This window comes from Burkholderia sp. BCC0419 (assembly GCF_902830285.1).
Taxonomy (GTDB): domain Bacteria; phylum Pseudomonadota; class Gammaproteobacteria; order Burkholderiales; family Burkholderiaceae; genus Burkholderia.
The window spans coordinates 2150226-2165261 of the sequence record NZ_CADESR010000001.1 but is presented as its reverse complement, the minus strand read 5'-3'; the positions used below and the strand labels follow the sequence as shown (position 1 = coordinate 2165261).

The window sequence follows — 15036 nt, the reverse complement described above, 5'->3', positions numbered from 1 at the left end:
GACTTCGATGACACACTCCCCGCTGCCTCTTCATCCCGCTGTCGCGAAATCGCTCGATACATGGCACGCGATGGTCGAGCGCAAGGATTTTGGCGCGCTGGAATCGATCGTCCATCCGGACGCCGTGTTCCGTTCGCCTATGGCGTTCAAGCCGTACGGGCCGGCGCCCGCGCTGCTGATGGCGCTGCGCACGGTGATCACGATCCTCGAGAACTTCACGTATCACCGCCAGTTCGTGACCGACGACGGCAAGAGCGTCGTGCTGGAGTTCGGCGCGACCATCGGCGACAAGGCGTTGAAGGGAATCGACATGATCCGCTTCGACGACGACGGCCGGATCGTCGAGTTCGAGGTCATGATCCGGCCGTTCAATGCGCTGCAGGCGCTCGGTGCGGAAATGGGCGCGCGGCTCGGGCAGCAGTTGCCGGCGTTCAAGACCGGCGGTTGAGCGGGGTGGGGGCTACGGCGCAGCTCGGGCCGCCGAACACGATCACGGTGCCGCGGGCGTGCTCCGTCGTCGGATGAACCAGCCAGCCGATCAGGCGCGCCGCGCCGAACGGCACATGCGGGTTGTCTCCATGACGGTTTCGTTTATTGGTTTGTCGTGTGTTTGGCTCAGCGCATCGTCGAGCCGGGCAGGTTGCCGTCGAAGGCGTCCTGCAGCAACGCGCGCAGGCCGTCGCGTTCGATCGGGCGCGGGTTCCAGTACGGATTCGCGGCCGCGAGATCGGCGGCGCGATCGAGGTCGGTTTCCTGCATGCCGATCGCCCGCAACGAGACCGGCGCGCCGTTGTCGCGTGCCAGCGCGTAGAGGCCGCGCGCGGCGTCGTTCGTGCCGATCGCGCGGGCGATCCGCTGCATCGCGTCCGGCGCGTGCGCCGCGTTGTACGCGAGCGCATGCGGCAGCACGACCGTGTGGGTCGACGCGTGCGGCAGATTGAAGCTGCCGCCGAGCGTATGGCAGAGCTTGTGGTGCAGCGCCATGCCGACGTTGCCGAGCACCATTCCGCACAGCCACGCGCCATAGAGCGCGTGGCCGCGCGCGTCTAGATCGGCGGGGTCGCGCCGCACGCCGGGCAGGCCGCGCGCCAGCGCGCGAATGCCTTCTTCGGCAACGAGGCTCATGACCGGATTCGCGTTGTTCGCGTAGAGCCCTTCCGCGGCATGCGCAATCGCGTTGAGGCCGCTCGTCACCGACAGTTCGACCGGCAACGTGACCGTGAGCGCGGGATCGTAGATCACCGTCTTCGGTAACACGCGTGCGTCGTGGCCCGTGCGTTTCACGCCGCCTTCGGTCAGTCCGTAGATCGGTGTCATTTCGCTGCCGGCGTACGTCGTCGGGATCGCGAGGATCGGCAGGCTGCTTTCGAGCGCGATCGCCTTGCCGAGACCGATCGTCGAGCCGCCGCCGATCGCGACCGCGCAATCGGCGCCGCAGGACCGGGCGAATGCCTGCGCATCGCGGGCGATCTCGATCGGCACGTGCATCGTCGCGCGGTCGTACAGCCCGGCGGCGCGCGCGCCGAGCCGCTCGACGATGCGTTGCGCGAGGTCGCGCTGCTCCGGCGTGCAGAGCACGATCGCGCGCTGCGCACCGAGTTCCAGCACTTCGCGTTCGAGATGCTCGAGGCTGCCCGCCCCGAAGATCACGCGTGCGGGGCGTGCGTGGTAGATGAAGTTCATGGGGTCGTCACTCCGTTGCGTAGTCGACCTGGTGGCGCGCGATGCGCAGCCCCGTCAGTGCGTCGCGCACGCGTGCGTGTTCGGGATGCGTCGCGTACCCGTCGAGCGCCTCGTGCGACTCGAATTCGGCGACGAGGATCAGGTCGCACGCGTAATCGGCCGCGCTGAAATCCGTGCCGATCTCGAGGTGCGTCATGCCCGGAATCCGGCCGCGCAGGCTTTCGAACGCGGACTTCACGGTGGCACGCGCGGCGGTGCGTTCGTGATCGGTTGCGCCGGCAACCTTCCACATCACGACGTGCCGGATCATGCGGCACGCTCTGCGCGATTCAGCACGAAGTCGTAATCGAGCGTGTAGAACGGCGTGTCCATCGGCGAACCGTCGGGCGCGATGCCGGGCGCATGCCGGACCCAGTCGGCGACGAGCGTCGAACGCACGCCGAAGACCGCATCGGAGTCGAGATAGCGGTCGCCGTCGCGGAATACGTGCGTGATCAGCGTTTCGTAGCCGCGCGCTTCGATCATGAAGTGCAGGTGGGCGGGGCGCCACGGATGGCGGCCGAGCGCATCGAGCATCGCGCCGACGGGGCCGTCATGCGGAATCGGATACGGCTCGGCGAGGATCGAGCGGAACGCATAGCGGCCGTCGGCGCCGCTGCGCAGCCGGCCGCGCGCGCGATGCGTGACCGACCCGTCGTCGTCCGGCAACTGCACGTCGTAGTGGCCGTCCTCGTCGGCTTGCCACACCTCGAGCGACGCGTGGGCGACCGGCGTGCCGTCGATGCCGCGTACCTGGCCCGACACGAAGCACGGCTCGCCGCATGCGCCGTTCGCGATGTCGTCGAACATCCCGAATTCGGGGCTGCCGTCGACGTAGAACGGCCCGAACACGGTCGCTTCCGTGCAGCCGGCTGGCTTCGCGTGGTTCTGCGCGGTCACGAGCGTCGACAGCCCGAGCACGTCGGACAGCAGGATGAACTCCTGGCGCTTGTCGTCGGTGATGTGGCCGACGGCCGTCAGGAAGCCGATCGCGGCTTGCCATTCGGCTTCGGTGAGTTTCGTTTCGCGCGCGAACGAATGCAGGTGCTGGACGAGGCTCGTCATCACCGTGCGCAGCCGCTCGTCGCGACAGCCGGAGAGCGACGCGATCACGGCCTGCGTGATGGTGTCTTCGTTGAGATTGCGCATTGGGGTTGTCTCCTGATGTCGCTCGATGGCGCATTGACGTAACATTAATTCCTCCCCGAATCGTAAAAAAGTGGGTTTGGAGGAGTTTTGTTCTCCGCCAGGTGGAAGAATCGAACGCATGGACAAGTGGACGCAGATCGAATTTTTCGTGCAGGTGGCGGAGCTGGGCAGCCTGTCGAAGGCCGCCGAGCGGCTCGGCATGTCGAGCGCGGCGGCGAGCCGTTGCCTGAACGCGCTGGAAGAGCGGCTGGGCGCGCGGCTCGTCGAGCGGACCACGCGCCGGCTGTGGCTGACCGACGCCGGGCACGAGTACCACCGGCGTTGCGCCGCGATCCTGGCGGAGCTGTCGGAAGCCGACGCGGCCGTCAACGAAGCGAGCGTCAACCCGGCCGGCACGCTGCGCGTGACCGCGTCGGTGTCGTTCGCGTCGATCTACATCGCGCCCGCGTTGCCCGAATTTCACCGGCGCTACCCGAACCTGAACGTGCAGATCATTGCGGCGAACCGCTACCCGGATTTCATCGAGGCCGGCATCGACGTGGCGATCCGCACGCGCGAGCACGAGGCCGATTCGGGCATCACCGTGCGCAAGCTCGCCGAGACGCGGCGCGTGCTGGCCGCGTCGCCCGGCTATCTGGCGAAGCACGGCGCGCCCGCGACGCCCGACGCGCTGGGCGACCACCGGCTGCTGGTCTATAACCTCGCGAACGATCCGTACGTGCTGCATTTCCGTCACGGCGCGAAGAAGCAGTCGGTCACGATCAAGAGCGTGCTCGATGCGAACGAAGGGCAGGTGATCCGCGCCGCGGCGCTCGCCGGGCTCGGCATCCTGATCCAGCCGCTTTACATCATTCACGACGATATCGTCGCGGGGAAGCTGGTGCCGGTGCTCACCGACTGGCAATTGCCGGCGCTCACCGTCAACATCGCGTATCAGAGCCGCCGACACCAGCCGGCGAAGATCCGCGTCTTTACCGAGTTCCTGATCGAGCGGTTCGAACGGCTCGGGCTTGCGCGCAAATGGAAGGAAGTCGGCCGCTGAGCGCAGGCCGGCGCGGCGCTGTCGCGCATTTCTCCGCATGACGGAGAACGGTTCTCCCGATCGTCGTCTTTTTCGCCGCTGTCGTGCGTTTTACATTGCGTCTCCCCCGGGCCCGCCATGCCCGGCTCACGATAACGATCGGTCTGGAGACGACATGAGATACGCATTGCGACGGGTGCCGTTGGCACTCCTGATCGCCGAACCACGCGACGCGCTATCACTCGGGCGCGGTCGCCGTGCTCGACTACCTGATCGGCTATTCGCTCGACCGTCGCGTGCAGCTCGGCGTGCAGGGCACGTTCCTGAAGCAGTTCACGGACGATACGCAGGACGGCGTGAAGGTCGGATCGGACGGCTTTCGCGGGCAAACGGTCGCGATCGGTCCGCAGTCGCGCTACATGTGGGGGCCGGCGTCGGGCGTGGTCGTGAAGTACCGGCACGCGTTCGCGGTGCGCAACCGGCCGCGGGGCGACAAGCTGTGGGTGCAGTTCAGTTTCCTGCTGTAGACGCGCGGGGCGCCAACACAGGCTGTCGAAATCCTGACGGATCAGGTTGATATATTGTATCATCTGACGTTTTCGTCGCCGGTAACCGGGCTGCTTGGCACACGCGCGTGCGACGACAACCGAACAAGATCGATACGACGTGACGAGAACCGGACACACCCCGGCGCGCGGGGCGCGGCGCCATGCCGCGCCGCGCCGGAACGCGGGCACCTGGCGCACACGCGCGGCACGCAGTTGCACGACCTGGGTGGGCTGCGCGATGGCCACCACCGGCGCGTTGGCCGCCGAAGCCGCAGCATCGGCGCCGGACGACCGGCACGCGTTGCCGGCGATCAACGTCACTGCTTCGTCCGCACCGGCCGACCCGCTGACGCAACCGCTCGAAACGGGCTCGCGGCTCGGCCTGGCCAGCCTCGACACGCCCGCGAGCGTCGAAACCGTCACGGCCGACACGATCGAAGCACGTGGCGATCGCACGGTGCTCGACGCGGTCACGCGCACGGCCGGCTTTTCGAGCGCGATCGCGCCGGGCACCGGCGGCACCGCGCTGAGCGTGCGCGGCTTCAGCGGACAGGAATCGGTGATGACGCTGCTCGACGGCGTGCGGCTGATGCCGGCGGCCGGCACGAGCACGTTTCCGTTCGACACGTGGTCGGTCGCGCGCATCGAGGTGCTGCGCGGCCCGGCATCGGTGCTGTACGGCGAAGGGGCGATCGGCGGGGTCGTGAACGTGGTGCCGAAGCGGCCGCAGCGCACGCGCGAGACGACGCTGCAGGCCGGCGTCGGCCCCGACGGCGCGAAGCGCTTCGCGTTCGATACGACGGGCGCGCTCGGCCCACGGCTGTCGTACCGCTTCTACGCGAGCGATGCACGCGCGAACGGTCTCGCCGAGCGGGCCGATACGCATACGACGGCGATCGGCGGCGCGCTGACATTCGACGTGAGCCCGCAGCTCGCGCTGACGCTCGACTACGACTACGGGCGCCAGATGCCGGCGACGTACTATGGCGTGCCCGCGTCGAACGGCGTGCTCGATCCGTCGCTGCGCAAGCTGAACTACACCGTCGGCGATGCGACGATTTCGTACTACGACCAGTGGACGCGCCTGTCTGCCCGCTACCGGGCCGCGCCCGGCGTGACGATCGACAACCAGCTCTACTACCTGACATCGAACCGCCACTGGCGCAACGCCGAGTCGTATGCGCTCGACCCCGCGACGGGGCGCGTCACGCGCGGCGACTATCTCGACATCGGCCACCAGCAGCGGCAGATCGGCGACCGGCTGAGTGTGCGTTTCGACGGGATGCTGTTCGGTCGCGCGAACCGTTTCGTCGTCGGCACGGAATTCAGCCAGATCACGTTCAGCGGCATCAACAATTCGCCATACGGCGGCGAAACGACGGTGCCGGCGCATGGCTTCGATCCCGGTGTGTTCACGAGCCCCGACCCGACCGTGCCGCAGTTCAGCACGCGCGCGCGGCAGGCGGCGGTATTCGCGGAGAACCGGCTCGAGGTGCTGCCGCGGCTCGCGTGGGTGAGCGGCCTGCGCTACGACCATATCGCGTTCAGCCGCGAGCAGGCGGCGACCGGCACGGGCTTCGACAAGCGGTTCGCGAACGTCGGCTGGCGCACCGGTTTCGTATTCGACATCGCGCCGACGTTCAGCGCGTATGCGCAGTACACGACGGGTGCGGAGGGCGTCGGCTCGCTCGTGACGCTGTCCGCGTCGCAGGCGGGCTACCGGCTCGCGACCGGCGAACAATGGGAAGCCGGGCTCAAGCAGACGCTGTTCGACGGTCGCGCGTACTGGACGTTCGCGGTGTACGACATCACGAAGCGCAACCTGCTCAGCACCGATCCGTTCAATCCGGCGCTGCGCCAGCAGGTCGGCCGGCAGTCGTCGCGCGGTGTCGAGCTGACCGGCGGCGCGCGGCTGCCGCACGGCTGGACGATCGATGCGAACGTCGCGCTGCTGCGTGCGCGCTACGATGCATTCAACCAGACGGCCGGCGGCACGACGGTGTCGCGGGCCGGCAACGTGCCGTCCGGCGTGCCGCAGCAGACCGCGAACCTGTGGCTCGGCTGGGCGTTCGCCGAGCGCTGGCACGCGAATGCGGGCGTGCGTTACGTCGGCGCGACCTACGGCGACGACGCGAATCGCGTGCAGGTGCCGTCGTATACGGTGTTCGATGCGTCGCTGCGCTGGCAGCCGACGTCGCGCACCGAGCTCGCACTGTATCTGCGCAATCTCGCGAACCGCACGTACGCGGTGACGACGTCGAACGGCGGCGAGCAATGGCTGCTCGGTCCGTCGCGCTCGGCCGAGCTCGTCGCGACGATGCGCTTCTAGGGCGGCACGACATGCGTCCCGTCACACACATGCTCGACATCGAACGCGTGAGCTGGTCTCCCGGCGGCGCGGTCGACGTGCTCGATTCGGTGACGCTGACGGTGGCCGAAGGCGAAGTCGTCGGCCTGGTCGGCCCGAACGGCAGCGGCAAGACGAGCCTGCTGCGCTGCGTGTTCCGTTACGCGCGCCCCGACGCGGGCCGCGTCACGCTCGACGCGCAGGACGTGTGGCGCATGCGGCCGCGCGCGGTCGCGCAGCGCATCGCGGTGCTGCAGCAGGAAACGCCGGACGATTTCGGGCTGACGGTCGACGAACTGGTCGGCATGGGCCGCACGCCGCACCAGCGGCCGTTCGATGCGGAGTCGGCCGACGATCGCCGGATCGTCGAATCCGCGTTGCACGATGTCGGCCTCGTCGAGCGCCGCGCACAACGCTTCGCGTCGCTGTCGGGCGGCGAGAAGCAGCGCGCGCTGCTGGCCCGCGCGCTCGCGCAGCAGCCCGAACTGCTGTTGCTCGACGAACCGACCAACCATCTCGACCTGCGTCACCAGCTCGAACTGCTCGCGCGCGTGCGCCGCCTCGGCATCGCGACGCTCGCGACGATTCATGACCTCAATCTCGCGGCCGCGTATTGCGACCGGCTCCATGTGCTCGCGCATGGCCGCGTCGTCGCGTCCGGTGTGCCGGACGACGTGCTGACCGAAGCGCTGCTGCGCGACGTGTTCGGCGTCGCCGCGCTCGTCGATCGCCATCCCGTCACGGGCCGCCCGCGCATCACGCCGCTTCATCCGGAATGACCGCCATGCCGTTTCCTGTCCTGTCCTCCGTCTCCCGCCGGCTGGTCGCCGCTGCCGTGCTCGGCAGCGTGGCCATTCACGCGGGCGCCTATCCCGTCACCGTGCGCAGTTGCGATCGCGACGTGACGTTCGAGCGTGCGCCGACGCGCGCGGTGAGCAACGACGTGAACCTGACCGAAATGATGCTCGTGCTCGGCCTGAAGGACCGGCTCGTCGGCTATACCGGCATCGGCGGCTGGAAGACGGGCACCGCGCGCGTGCGCGACGCGTTGCGCGGCGTGCCCGAACTGGCGAGCCAGTATCCGTCGCTGGAAGTGCTGGCCGCCGCGCGCGCCGACTTCTATCTCGCGGGCTGGAACTACGGCATGCACGTCGGCGGGCCGGTGACGCCGGCGACGCTCGCGCCGTTCGGCATCCGCACCTACGAACTGACCGAATCGTGTTCGCACGTGATGAAGCAGTCGGCCGCCTCGTTCGACGACGTGTTCCGCGATCTGAACAATCTCGGCCGGATCTTCGGCGTCGATGCGCGCGCCGCGCAGGTCGTCGCCGGGATGCGTGCGCGGCTCGCGGCGGTGTCGCGCGCGATCGGGCGCCCGGCGCCGCTGCGCGTGTTCGTGTACGACAGCGGCACCGACAAGCCGATGACGGCGGGCGGGCTCGCGATGCCGACCGCGTTGCTCGCGGCGGCGGGCGCGCGCAACGTGATGGACGACCTGCCGCGCAGCTGGACGCAGGTGAGCTGGGAAAGCGTGGTCGCGCGCGATCCGCAGGTGATCGTGATCGTCGACTATTCGGCAGTCACGGCCGCGCAGAAGCAGCAGTTCCTGTCGAGCCAGCCGGCGCTCGCGCGCGTGGCCGCGATCCGCGACCGGCGCTTCGTTGTGATTCCGTACGATGCCGCGACGCCGGGCCCCGAGAACGTCGCGGCCGTCGAGACGCTCGCCCGCGCGCTGTATCCGTCCGCCTTTGCCGGAGCGGCGCGATGAGCGTGCGCGGGCAGGCGGCGCGGCCCGGCATGCGCGTGGTGCTGCCGGGGCTGGCCGTGCTGCTGGTCGTGTCGATCGTCGTGTCGGCCGCGTTCGGTCCCGCGCCGATCGCGATGTCGGCCGCGGTGCGGATCGTCGCCGCGCACGTCGCATCGGCGTTCGGCGGTGCCGATGCGTTCGCGGCCGCCGCGGGCGACGACAGCATCGTCTGGCTGATCCGGATGCCGCGTGCGCTGCTGGCCGCGATCGTCGGCGCGACGCTGGCGGCGGTCGGCGTCGCGTTGCAGGCGGCGACCGCGAACCGCCTGGCCGATCCGCACCTGCTCGGCGTGAGCGCGGGCGCGATGCTCGGCGCGATCGTGGTCACGGTGGTGGCCGGCGCGGCGTTCGGCCCGTTCACGCTGTCGGTCGCCGCGTTCGCGGGTGCGCTTGCGGCGACCGCCTGCGTGATCGCGCTCGCGTACCGCGGCGGCCGGCTCGAATCGGACCGGCTGCTGCTCGCGGGTGTGTCGGTGTCGTTCATGATGGCCGCGTTCGGCAACCTGCTGCTGTATCTCGGCGATCAGCGCGCCGCGTCGTCGGTGCTGTTCTGGATGCTGGGCGGGGTCGGGCTCGCGCGCTGGGACCTGCTGCCGGTGCCGGCCGTGTGCGCGGTGCTTGCAGGCGGCGCGCTGGTTGCGCGCCGGCGCGAACTGAATGCGCTGATGTCGGGCGATGTCGCCGCCGCGTCGCTCGGCGTGCCGAGCGCGCGGATGCGGCGCGAGGTGTTCGTCGTCGCGTCGTTCGCGACGGGCGCGATGGTCGCGGTGAGCGGTGCGATCGGCTTCGTCGGGCTCGTGACGCCGCATCTGTGCCGTCGCGTCGTGGGCGCCGAGCACGGCCGGCTGCTGCCGGTCGCCGCGCTGGCGGGCGCGATCCTGCTCGTGTGGGCCGATGTCGCCGCGCGCACGCTCGCGGCGCCGGAGGATCTGCCGATCGGCATCGTGACCGCGCTGTTCGGCAGCCTGTTCTTCGTCGCGCTGCTGCGCCGGCGCTGAGTGAAGGCGAGGGCGGGTCGGAGCCGGTCGCCTGTTTTATCAGTTGCTCCGAGAAACCCCGTCCTTCAGGACGGGGAGGAAAGGATTGCTGTTGACAGACAGCTTCTTCCACGGGTTAGGATCACCGACATGATCCTTGTCTACCGCTACCGCGTGAAGTCGCTCAACGGACTGCTTAACAAGCAGAGCCGCGCGGTGAACTACGTCTGGAACTTCTGCAACGACACGCAGAAGCACGCGCTCAAGTGGAGCAAGAAGTGGCCTACAGGATTCCACCTGAACGTGCTGACGACCGGCAGCAGCAAGGAACTCGGCATTCACTCCGGCACGGTCAACGCGACGTGCGAGCAATACGCGAAGTCGCGCAGTCAGCACCGTCGGCCCTACCTGCGTTATCGCGGCAGGAAATCGCTGGGCTGGGTGCCGCTGAAGGGGCGTGACCTGAAGCGCGAGGGTGACGCGTTCCGTTTCGCCGGCAACACGTTTCGCGTGTTCAACAGCCGGCTGCTTCCCGACGGCAAGATCAAGGATGGCACCAACTTTGCGCAGGATGCACGCGGCAACTGGTTTCTCAACATTGCGATTGAGATGCCTGATGTTCCGGCCCGACCTATCCGTTCCGGTGTCGGCATCGATCTCGGCCTGAAAGACTTCGCCACACTTTCGACCGGAGAAAAACTGCCGAATGACCGGTTCGGCCGACGCGCGGCGGAAAAGCTCGCGAAAGCGCAGCGGGCACGAAAGCACAAAAGGCATATCGCGAAGCTGCACGCCAAGGTGGCGAATGCCCGAGCCGATTTCCAGCACAAGCTCGCGCTCGATCTGGTGCGGCGTTTCGATTACATCGCGGTCGGCAACGTGTCGGCCGCGAAGCTCGCCAGAACCAGGATGGCGAAGAGCGTCTACGACGCATCCTGGTCGTCCTTCCGAAACAAGCTCCGCTACAAAGCGATCGCGCACGGCGCCACGTTCCGAGGAAGTGGACGAAAGCGGTTCGACCCAGTCCTGTTCGGCGTGCGGATCGAAAGACAGCACGACGCGGCCGAAAGGTATTGCGGGACTGCGAGTAAGAGAATGGGCCTGCAGTGGATGTGGTGTCGTGCATGATCGCGATATCAACGCTGCGCTGAACATTCTCCGATGCGGACGTGCATCGCCAGATGTGGGAATCCTCTCCCTTTAGGGAGAGGGGGACGTCAACGAAGCGGGATGACCGTACCCGTGCCGCGACGGCGGCGCGCATCGGCGTGCGGGTTCGCGACGTCCTGCGCGACGTCGAAGAGGCTGTCCGGCAGCGCGCGTACGGGCAGCGTGATCACGAAGCGCGCGCCGCCGAGCGGCGAATCCTCGAGCCGCACGTCGCCGCCGTGCACGAGCGCGACGCGCCGCACGATCGCGAGCCCGAGACCGAAGCCGCCGGTCTGCCGGTCGCGGCTCGAGTCGAGCCGCTGGAACGGCTCGAACACGCGGGCGCGTTCGGCGGGCGGAATGCCGGGACCGTCGTCGTCGACGCTCAGCACGAGCGCGCCGGACGGGTCGCGGGTGGCGGCCAGTAACACCTTGCGCGACGCATAGCGCGCGCCGTTGCGGATCAGGTTCAGCAGTGCGCGGGCGACGAGCTTCGGGTCGCAGACGTGGGTCGCGGGCGCGTCGAGCGTCGACACGTCGAGCGCGATGCCGCGATCGGCGATGTCGTCCGCGACGTTGCCGGCGACGCTGTCGATCAGTGCGTCGACGACGACCTCCATCGGCGCGAGTTCGCTCGCACCCTGTTCGAGCCGGCCGATCGTCAGCAGCTCGGTGACGAGTTCGTCGAGTTCGCGCACGTCGCGCCGCAGCGCATCGCGACGCTCGCGCATCCGGCCCGTTTCGTCGGGATCGGCGAGCAGCGCGAGCCCGAATTCGAGCCGGGCGAGCGGCGTTTTCAGTTCATGCGAGATGCCGTGCATCATTTCGCGCTGCTGCTTGATCGACGCCTCGATGCGCGCGGCCATGTCGTTGAACTGCTGCGACAGATCGTAGGTGTTCGACTTGCCCGACAGCTTCACGCGCGTCGACAGCATCCCGGCGCCGAACGCGCGCGCGGCGTCCTGCAGCCGGCGAATGTCGCGCCAGTGATAGTGAATCCACAGCACCACTGCGAACAGCGTCGCGAGCGCGAGCAGCATGTACGCATAGATGCGGATGTCGAGGTCAGGCGCCTCGATCGGCCGCGCATGCAGCACCGAGCCGTCCGCGAGCGGCATGTAGTAATCCTTGCCGTTGTAGCTGATCGCGATCCGGCCGGCATCGAGATCGCGCAGCGGCGCGCCGTTCAGTTGCGCGCGCGCGTCGGCCATCGACATGAAGCCGAATCCTTCGCGGCCGTGCAGCGCGAGTTCGCGCAGTGCGAGCTCGCGCTGCGCGCCCGGATGGCGTTCGAGGTAGTCGTTCAGCACGAACGAATAGGTCGTCAGCGAGTCGCGCTGCGCCTGCGCGCCGCGCTCGTAGAAGATCCGGTCGAACGACAGCTGGATGAAGATGATCGACGCGCCGACGAACAGGATCACGACGAGGTACAACCGGAGCAACGGGCGCAGCATTTATTCGTCCCACGCAGAAGGGCTGAACAGGTAGCCGCGACCCCAGATCGTCTTGATCTTGTGCGGCTCCGATGAGGCATCCTCGAAGCGGCGGCGCAGCTTCGAGATGCCGGAATCGACCGAGCGGTCGAGCCCGTCGAATTCGATCCCGCGCAACTGCTTGAGGATGTCGTCGCGGCTCAGCACGGTGCCGGCCGCGCGCGCGAGAATCAGCAGCAGGTTGAATTCGGCGGTCTTCAGCTCGACCGGCTCGCCGCGCCACGTGACGGTGCGGTTCGGCGGCGAAATGGTGAGCTCGCCGAATACGAGCGCGTCGGGCGCGACGACGGGCGCTTCCGCCGCGGCCGGCTGCGCGCGGCGCAACAGCGCACGGGCGCGCGCGACGAGCACGCGCGGCTCGATCGGCTTCGTCACGTAGTCGTCGGCGCCGGTCTCGAGCCCGGCGACCTGGTCGTACACGTCCACGCGCGCGGTCAGGATCAGCACGGGGACGTTGGTGAACGCGCGGATGCGCCGGCAGACTTCCATGCCGTCGAGATTCGGCAGCATCAGGTCGAGTATCACGAGGGCCGGCTGGTGCTCGCGCACCGCCGCGACGGCGAGGTCGCCGCGCCGCACGACCGTCACCGCGAATTCATAGCCGTCGAGGTATTCGCGGACGAGCTGCGCGAGGCGATCGTCGTCCTCGATCAGCAGCACACGGTATTTGAGCGGAACTTCGTTCATGGTCTCCTCAGGATGCACGCGCCATCTCACTCCCGGCAGGCCGATGCGCGGCGCGGCACGCGAATTCTATCCGGCGGATCGACGGCCGGGGCAGCGGGGCGACAATCGCGAACAATCGAACACAATTGCGCACACATTCGCCGCACATTCAGGACAGTCTCGGCGCGGGGCGGCACCTAGACTGCGGGCTTCGTCACTCATATCTCAATATTGTGCGCCCATCACTTCGCCGCTACCGCTATTGCATGCCGCTCGCCGGCCTGACCCTCGCCGCCGCCGCCCACGCGGAAAACCAGTACTCGTTGTCGCTCGGCGGCGGGGTCGCACCGCGCTATCAGGGCAGCAAACAGTATCGCGGCGTCGTGGCGCCGTCGTTTTCCGCGAAGTTCGGCAATGGCTTCTTCGTTGACAGCACAGAGGGCGCCGGCTACCGGCTGGACCTGCCGCACGGGGCGTTCGTGTCGGCGGCGGTGAGCTACGACGCGGGCCGCGCGGACGAGAACCGCTTCGACCTGCCGGGCTCCGACTACCTGAAGGGGATGGGCCGGATTCCGGGCTCGGTGCTCGTCGGCGTGCGCGCCGGCGTGACGCTCTTCGACGCGGCGGAACTGAGCGTCACGATCGATACCCCCGTGACACACACGTCGCGCGGCGTGTCGGGGCACGTGGATCTCGCGGTGCCGGTGCTCAAGACGTCGCAGCACGAGATCATCGTGACGGGCACCGTGCACGCGGGCTCGGGACGCTACATGCAGACCTTCTACGGCGTGACCGACGCGCAGTCGATGACGAGCCGGTTCCGGCCGTATTCGGCGAGCGGCGGGATCGACAGCGCATCGATGGCGGTTGCATGGAACTGGACGCTGTCGCGGCACTGGTCGGTGCTCGCGACCGGCGGCGTGACGCGATTGCTCGGCCGCGCGGGCGACAGCCCGATCGTGCAGTCGCGCAGCAACTACTACGGCATCGCGGGCGTGACGTACAAGTTCTGAACGGATTGCCGACGCGGGCCGGCGCGCGGGGCGCACACGATGCGTCGGCGTCGCATCGTCGCCGCGAACCGCGTGCGGTAACATGCGGGCGGGTTCGGCGTCAGGCCGGGCCTGCGACGCCGGTGCGCCGAGGCGGCTCCGCCGGGTCGCGACAGGCCGCCATTGGCTGGCCGGCTCCATCAGGAAACGGCCGGCAGCGCGCGGAATCGATTACGCATGCGATGCCCGGTCGTGCACGAATGCCGCACATCGACCGCCGGGCCGAGACAGGGAGAAACCGATGAAGAACACGATCGCGATGCTCGTTGCACTCGTTGCGGGCGCAACCTTTGCAGGATGTGCGGACATGGATACGAAGCACCCCAACGCCACCGCGGGTGGCGCAGCCAGGGCCCCTTTGCAGTCGGGCGCCGCGCAGGTATGCAAGGCGGACGCCGCGCCGGACGATGCGCTGGTCGGCAAGACCGAGACCGATGCGACCGCGCTGCTCGACGGCTGCCTGTGGCGCGTGCTCGAGCGCGACGGGAAGTCGTTGCCGGGCACGATGGATTACCGGGAGGAGCGCCGCAATCTCGGCATTCGCGACGGGAAAGTGATCTGGGTGCGGCGCGGGTGAGGGCCGGTGTCGGCATCGCAGCGCGCGCCGGGTCGTCGATGCGGTTCAGGGCGCGGGTGCTCGCACTGGTGCTGACGGTGCCGGGCGTGCTGGCCGGATGCGGGCGGCATGACGGCGATGCGTCTAATGACGCGCATACCGTGTGCATCACCGGATACAACGAGTACACCCGTAAGCTTCACGAATTCTGGCTCGACAACGAGCACAAGTCGGGATGCTTCGGCAATCCGTCGGCACGTGAGGACGGCGAGGCATTCGGCGGCGGCGGCGGGTTCGCGTGCGGCTGCAAGGTCACGCCGGGCCGGAAGGTGAAGCTGGACTGGGCATTCGCGCAGCCGCTGGACGAGATCCAGCGTGGTGTTCCGGCGGAGCACGCGGTGATCGACGTGACGATTCCGCAGCCGGAATCGTCGACGTCGCGTTATCTGCGTGTGTATTTCAGGAAGAACGGCACGGCCGAGCTGCAATGGGTGGACGACATGAACGCGCCCAAACTGCGGCCGACCGCGGGCCCATGAGCGCCGCGAC

General features: G+C 68.3%; 14 protein-coding genes and 2 pseudogenes. 11 read left to right on the top strand and 5 right to left on the bottom strand.

The window, feature by feature from the left end; genetic code table 11:
- Positions 1-7: 7 nt before the first annotated feature.
- On the top strand, positions 8-448 hold the full coding sequence (locus HWW87_RS09625; protein ID WP_175820099.1) for a nuclear transport factor 2 family protein: 441 nt from the start codon (positions 8-10) through the stop codon (positions 446-448).
- A 167-nt stretch (positions 449-615) separates the two neighbouring features.
- Here HWW87_RS09625 and HWW87_RS09620 read toward each other — a convergent pair whose 3' ends face one another.
- The 3 genes from HWW87_RS09620 to HWW87_RS09610 are packed head-to-tail and all read right to left on the bottom strand — an operon-like array spanning position 616 to position 2871.
- Positions 616-1683 (bottom strand): maleylacetate reductase, encoded by a 1068-nt coding sequence (locus HWW87_RS09620; RefSeq protein ID WP_175820098.1) that lies wholly within the window; start codon positions 1681-1683, stop codon positions 616-618.
- Between the two features lie 7 nt (positions 1684-1690).
- A complete protein-coding gene (locus tag HWW87_RS09615; RefSeq protein WP_175820097.1) occupies positions 1691-1993 on the bottom strand; it encodes a Dabb family protein in 303 nt (100 codons plus the stop codon).
- Positions 1990-2871: an intradiol ring-cleavage dioxygenase gene (locus tag HWW87_RS09610; protein WP_175820096.1), complete on the bottom strand. Its 882-nt coding sequence runs from the start codon at positions 2869-2871 to the stop codon at positions 1990-1992. The genes HWW87_RS09615 and HWW87_RS09610 overlap by 4 nt, the downstream gene beginning before the upstream one ends.
- Before the next feature lie 118 nt (positions 2872-2989).
- Between HWW87_RS09610 and HWW87_RS09605 the strand changes: the two genes are divergently transcribed.
- From HWW87_RS09605 to HWW87_RS09575, 7 genes and pseudogenes are all read left to right on the top strand, one after another.
- Positions 2990-3913, top strand: coding sequence for a LysR family transcriptional regulator (locus HWW87_RS09605; protein ID WP_175820095.1), 924 nt, complete (start codon positions 2990-2992; stop codon positions 3911-3913).
- Between the two features lie 194 nt (positions 3914-4107).
- Positions 4108-4419, top strand: a pseudogene (locus tag HWW87_RS09600) (transporter); the annotation flags it as partial.
- A gap of 259 nt (positions 4420-4678) precedes the next feature.
- On the top strand, positions 4679-6769 hold the full coding sequence (locus tag HWW87_RS09595; RefSeq protein WP_175820704.1) for a TonB-dependent siderophore receptor: 2091 nt from the start codon (positions 4679-4681) through the stop codon (positions 6767-6769).
- A gap of 11 nt (positions 6770-6780) precedes the next feature.
- A complete protein-coding gene (locus HWW87_RS09590; RefSeq protein WP_174386465.1) occupies positions 6781-7566 on the top strand; it encodes an ABC transporter ATP-binding protein in 786 nt (261 codons plus the stop codon).
- A complete protein-coding gene (locus HWW87_RS09585) occupies positions 7563-8555 on the top strand; it encodes an ABC transporter substrate-binding protein (protein ID WP_175820094.1) in 993 nt (330 codons plus the stop codon). Before HWW87_RS09590 ends, HWW87_RS09585 begins: the two co-directional genes overlap by 4 nt.
- Positions 8552-9592: an iron ABC transporter permease gene (locus HWW87_RS09580; protein WP_175820093.1), complete on the top strand. Its 1041-nt coding sequence runs from the start codon at positions 8552-8554 to the stop codon at positions 9590-9592. The genes HWW87_RS09585 and HWW87_RS09580 overlap by 4 nt, the downstream gene beginning before the upstream one ends.
- A gap of 129 nt (positions 9593-9721) precedes the next feature.
- Positions 9722-10775 (top strand): annotated as a pseudogene (locus tag HWW87_RS09575) (transposase).
- 13 nt (positions 10776-10788) lie between these two features.
- Here the strand turns inward: HWW87_RS09575 and HWW87_RS09570 are convergent.
- Both HWW87_RS09570 and HWW87_RS09565 read right to left on the bottom strand, forming a co-directional pair.
- Positions 10789-12174, bottom strand: coding sequence for an ATP-binding protein (locus tag HWW87_RS09570; protein WP_175820092.1), 1386 nt, complete (start codon positions 12172-12174; stop codon positions 10789-10791).
- Positions 12175-12900, bottom strand: coding sequence for a response regulator (locus HWW87_RS09565; RefSeq protein WP_175820091.1), 726 nt, complete (start codon positions 12898-12900; stop codon positions 12175-12177).
- Between the two features lie 245 nt (positions 12901-13145).
- On the opposite strand from HWW87_RS09565, the gene HWW87_RS09560 reads away from it, so the two are divergent.
- The 3 genes from HWW87_RS09560 to HWW87_RS09550 all read left to right on the top strand — a co-directional run bounded on the left by HWW87_RS09560 (position 13146) and on the right by HWW87_RS09550 (position 15026).
- Positions 13146-13892: a MipA/OmpV family protein gene (locus HWW87_RS09560; protein ID WP_175820090.1), complete on the top strand. Its 747-nt coding sequence runs from the start codon at positions 13146-13148 to the stop codon at positions 13890-13892.
- Positions 13893-14172: 280 nt separating this feature from the next.
- A complete protein-coding gene (locus HWW87_RS09555; RefSeq protein WP_175820089.1) occupies positions 14173-14508 on the top strand; it encodes a hypothetical protein in 336 nt (111 codons plus the stop codon).
- A gap of 38 nt (positions 14509-14546) precedes the next feature.
- Positions 14547-15026, top strand: coding sequence for a hypothetical protein (locus tag HWW87_RS09550; protein ID WP_175820088.1), 480 nt, complete (start codon positions 14547-14549; stop codon positions 15024-15026).
- Positions 15027-15036 lie beyond the last annotated feature (10 nt).

What these genes read in the sequence shown, in the direction of transcription:
- HWW87_RS09570 (WP_175820092.1), bottom strand. Translation starts at nt 12,174, where the DNA reads ATGCTGCGCCCGTTGCTCCGGTTGTACCTCGTCGTGATCCTGTTCGTC.
- HWW87_RS09620 (WP_175820098.1), bottom strand. Translation starts at nt 1,683, where the DNA reads ATGAACTTCATCTACCACGCACGCCCCGCACGCGTGATCTTCGGGGCG.
- HWW87_RS09580 (WP_175820093.1), top strand. Translation starts at nt 8,552, where the DNA reads ATGAGCGTGCGCGGGCAGGCGGCGCGGCCCGGCATGCGCGTGGTGCTG.
- HWW87_RS09560 (WP_175820090.1), top strand. Translation starts at nt 13,146, where the DNA reads ATGCCGCTCGCCGGCCTGACCCTCGCCGCCGCCGCCCACGCGGAAAAC.
- HWW87_RS09610 (WP_175820096.1), bottom strand. Translation starts at nt 2,871, where the DNA reads ATGCGCAATCTCAACGAAGACACCATCACGCAGGCCGTGATCGCGTCG.
- HWW87_RS09585 (WP_175820094.1), top strand. Translation starts at nt 7,563, where the DNA reads ATGACCGCCATGCCGTTTCCTGTCCTGTCCTCCGTCTCCCGCCGGCTG.
- HWW87_RS09625 (WP_175820099.1), top strand. Translation starts at nt 8, where the DNA reads ATGACACACTCCCCGCTGCCTCTTCATCCCGCTGTCGCGAAATCGCTC.
- HWW87_RS09615 (WP_175820097.1), bottom strand. Translation starts at nt 1,993, where the DNA reads ATGATCCGGCACGTCGTGATGTGGAAGGTTGCCGGCGCAACCGATCAC.
- HWW87_RS09595 (WP_175820704.1), top strand. Translation starts at nt 4,679, where the DNA reads ATGGCCACCACCGGCGCGTTGGCCGCCGAAGCCGCAGCATCGGCGCCG.
- HWW87_RS09590 (WP_174386465.1), top strand. Translation starts at nt 6,781, where the DNA reads ATGCGTCCCGTCACACACATGCTCGACATCGAACGCGTGAGCTGGTCT.
- HWW87_RS09555 (WP_175820089.1), top strand. Translation starts at nt 14,173, where the DNA reads ATGAAGAACACGATCGCGATGCTCGTTGCACTCGTTGCGGGCGCAACC.
- HWW87_RS09605 (WP_175820095.1), top strand. Translation starts at nt 2,990, where the DNA reads ATGGACAAGTGGACGCAGATCGAATTTTTCGTGCAGGTGGCGGAGCTG.
- HWW87_RS09565 (WP_175820091.1), bottom strand. Translation starts at nt 12,900, where the DNA reads ATGAACGAAGTTCCGCTCAAATACCGTGTGCTGCTGATCGAGGACGAC.
- HWW87_RS09550 (WP_175820088.1), top strand. Translation starts at nt 14,547, where the DNA reads ATGCGGTTCAGGGCGCGGGTGCTCGCACTGGTGCTGACGGTGCCGGGC.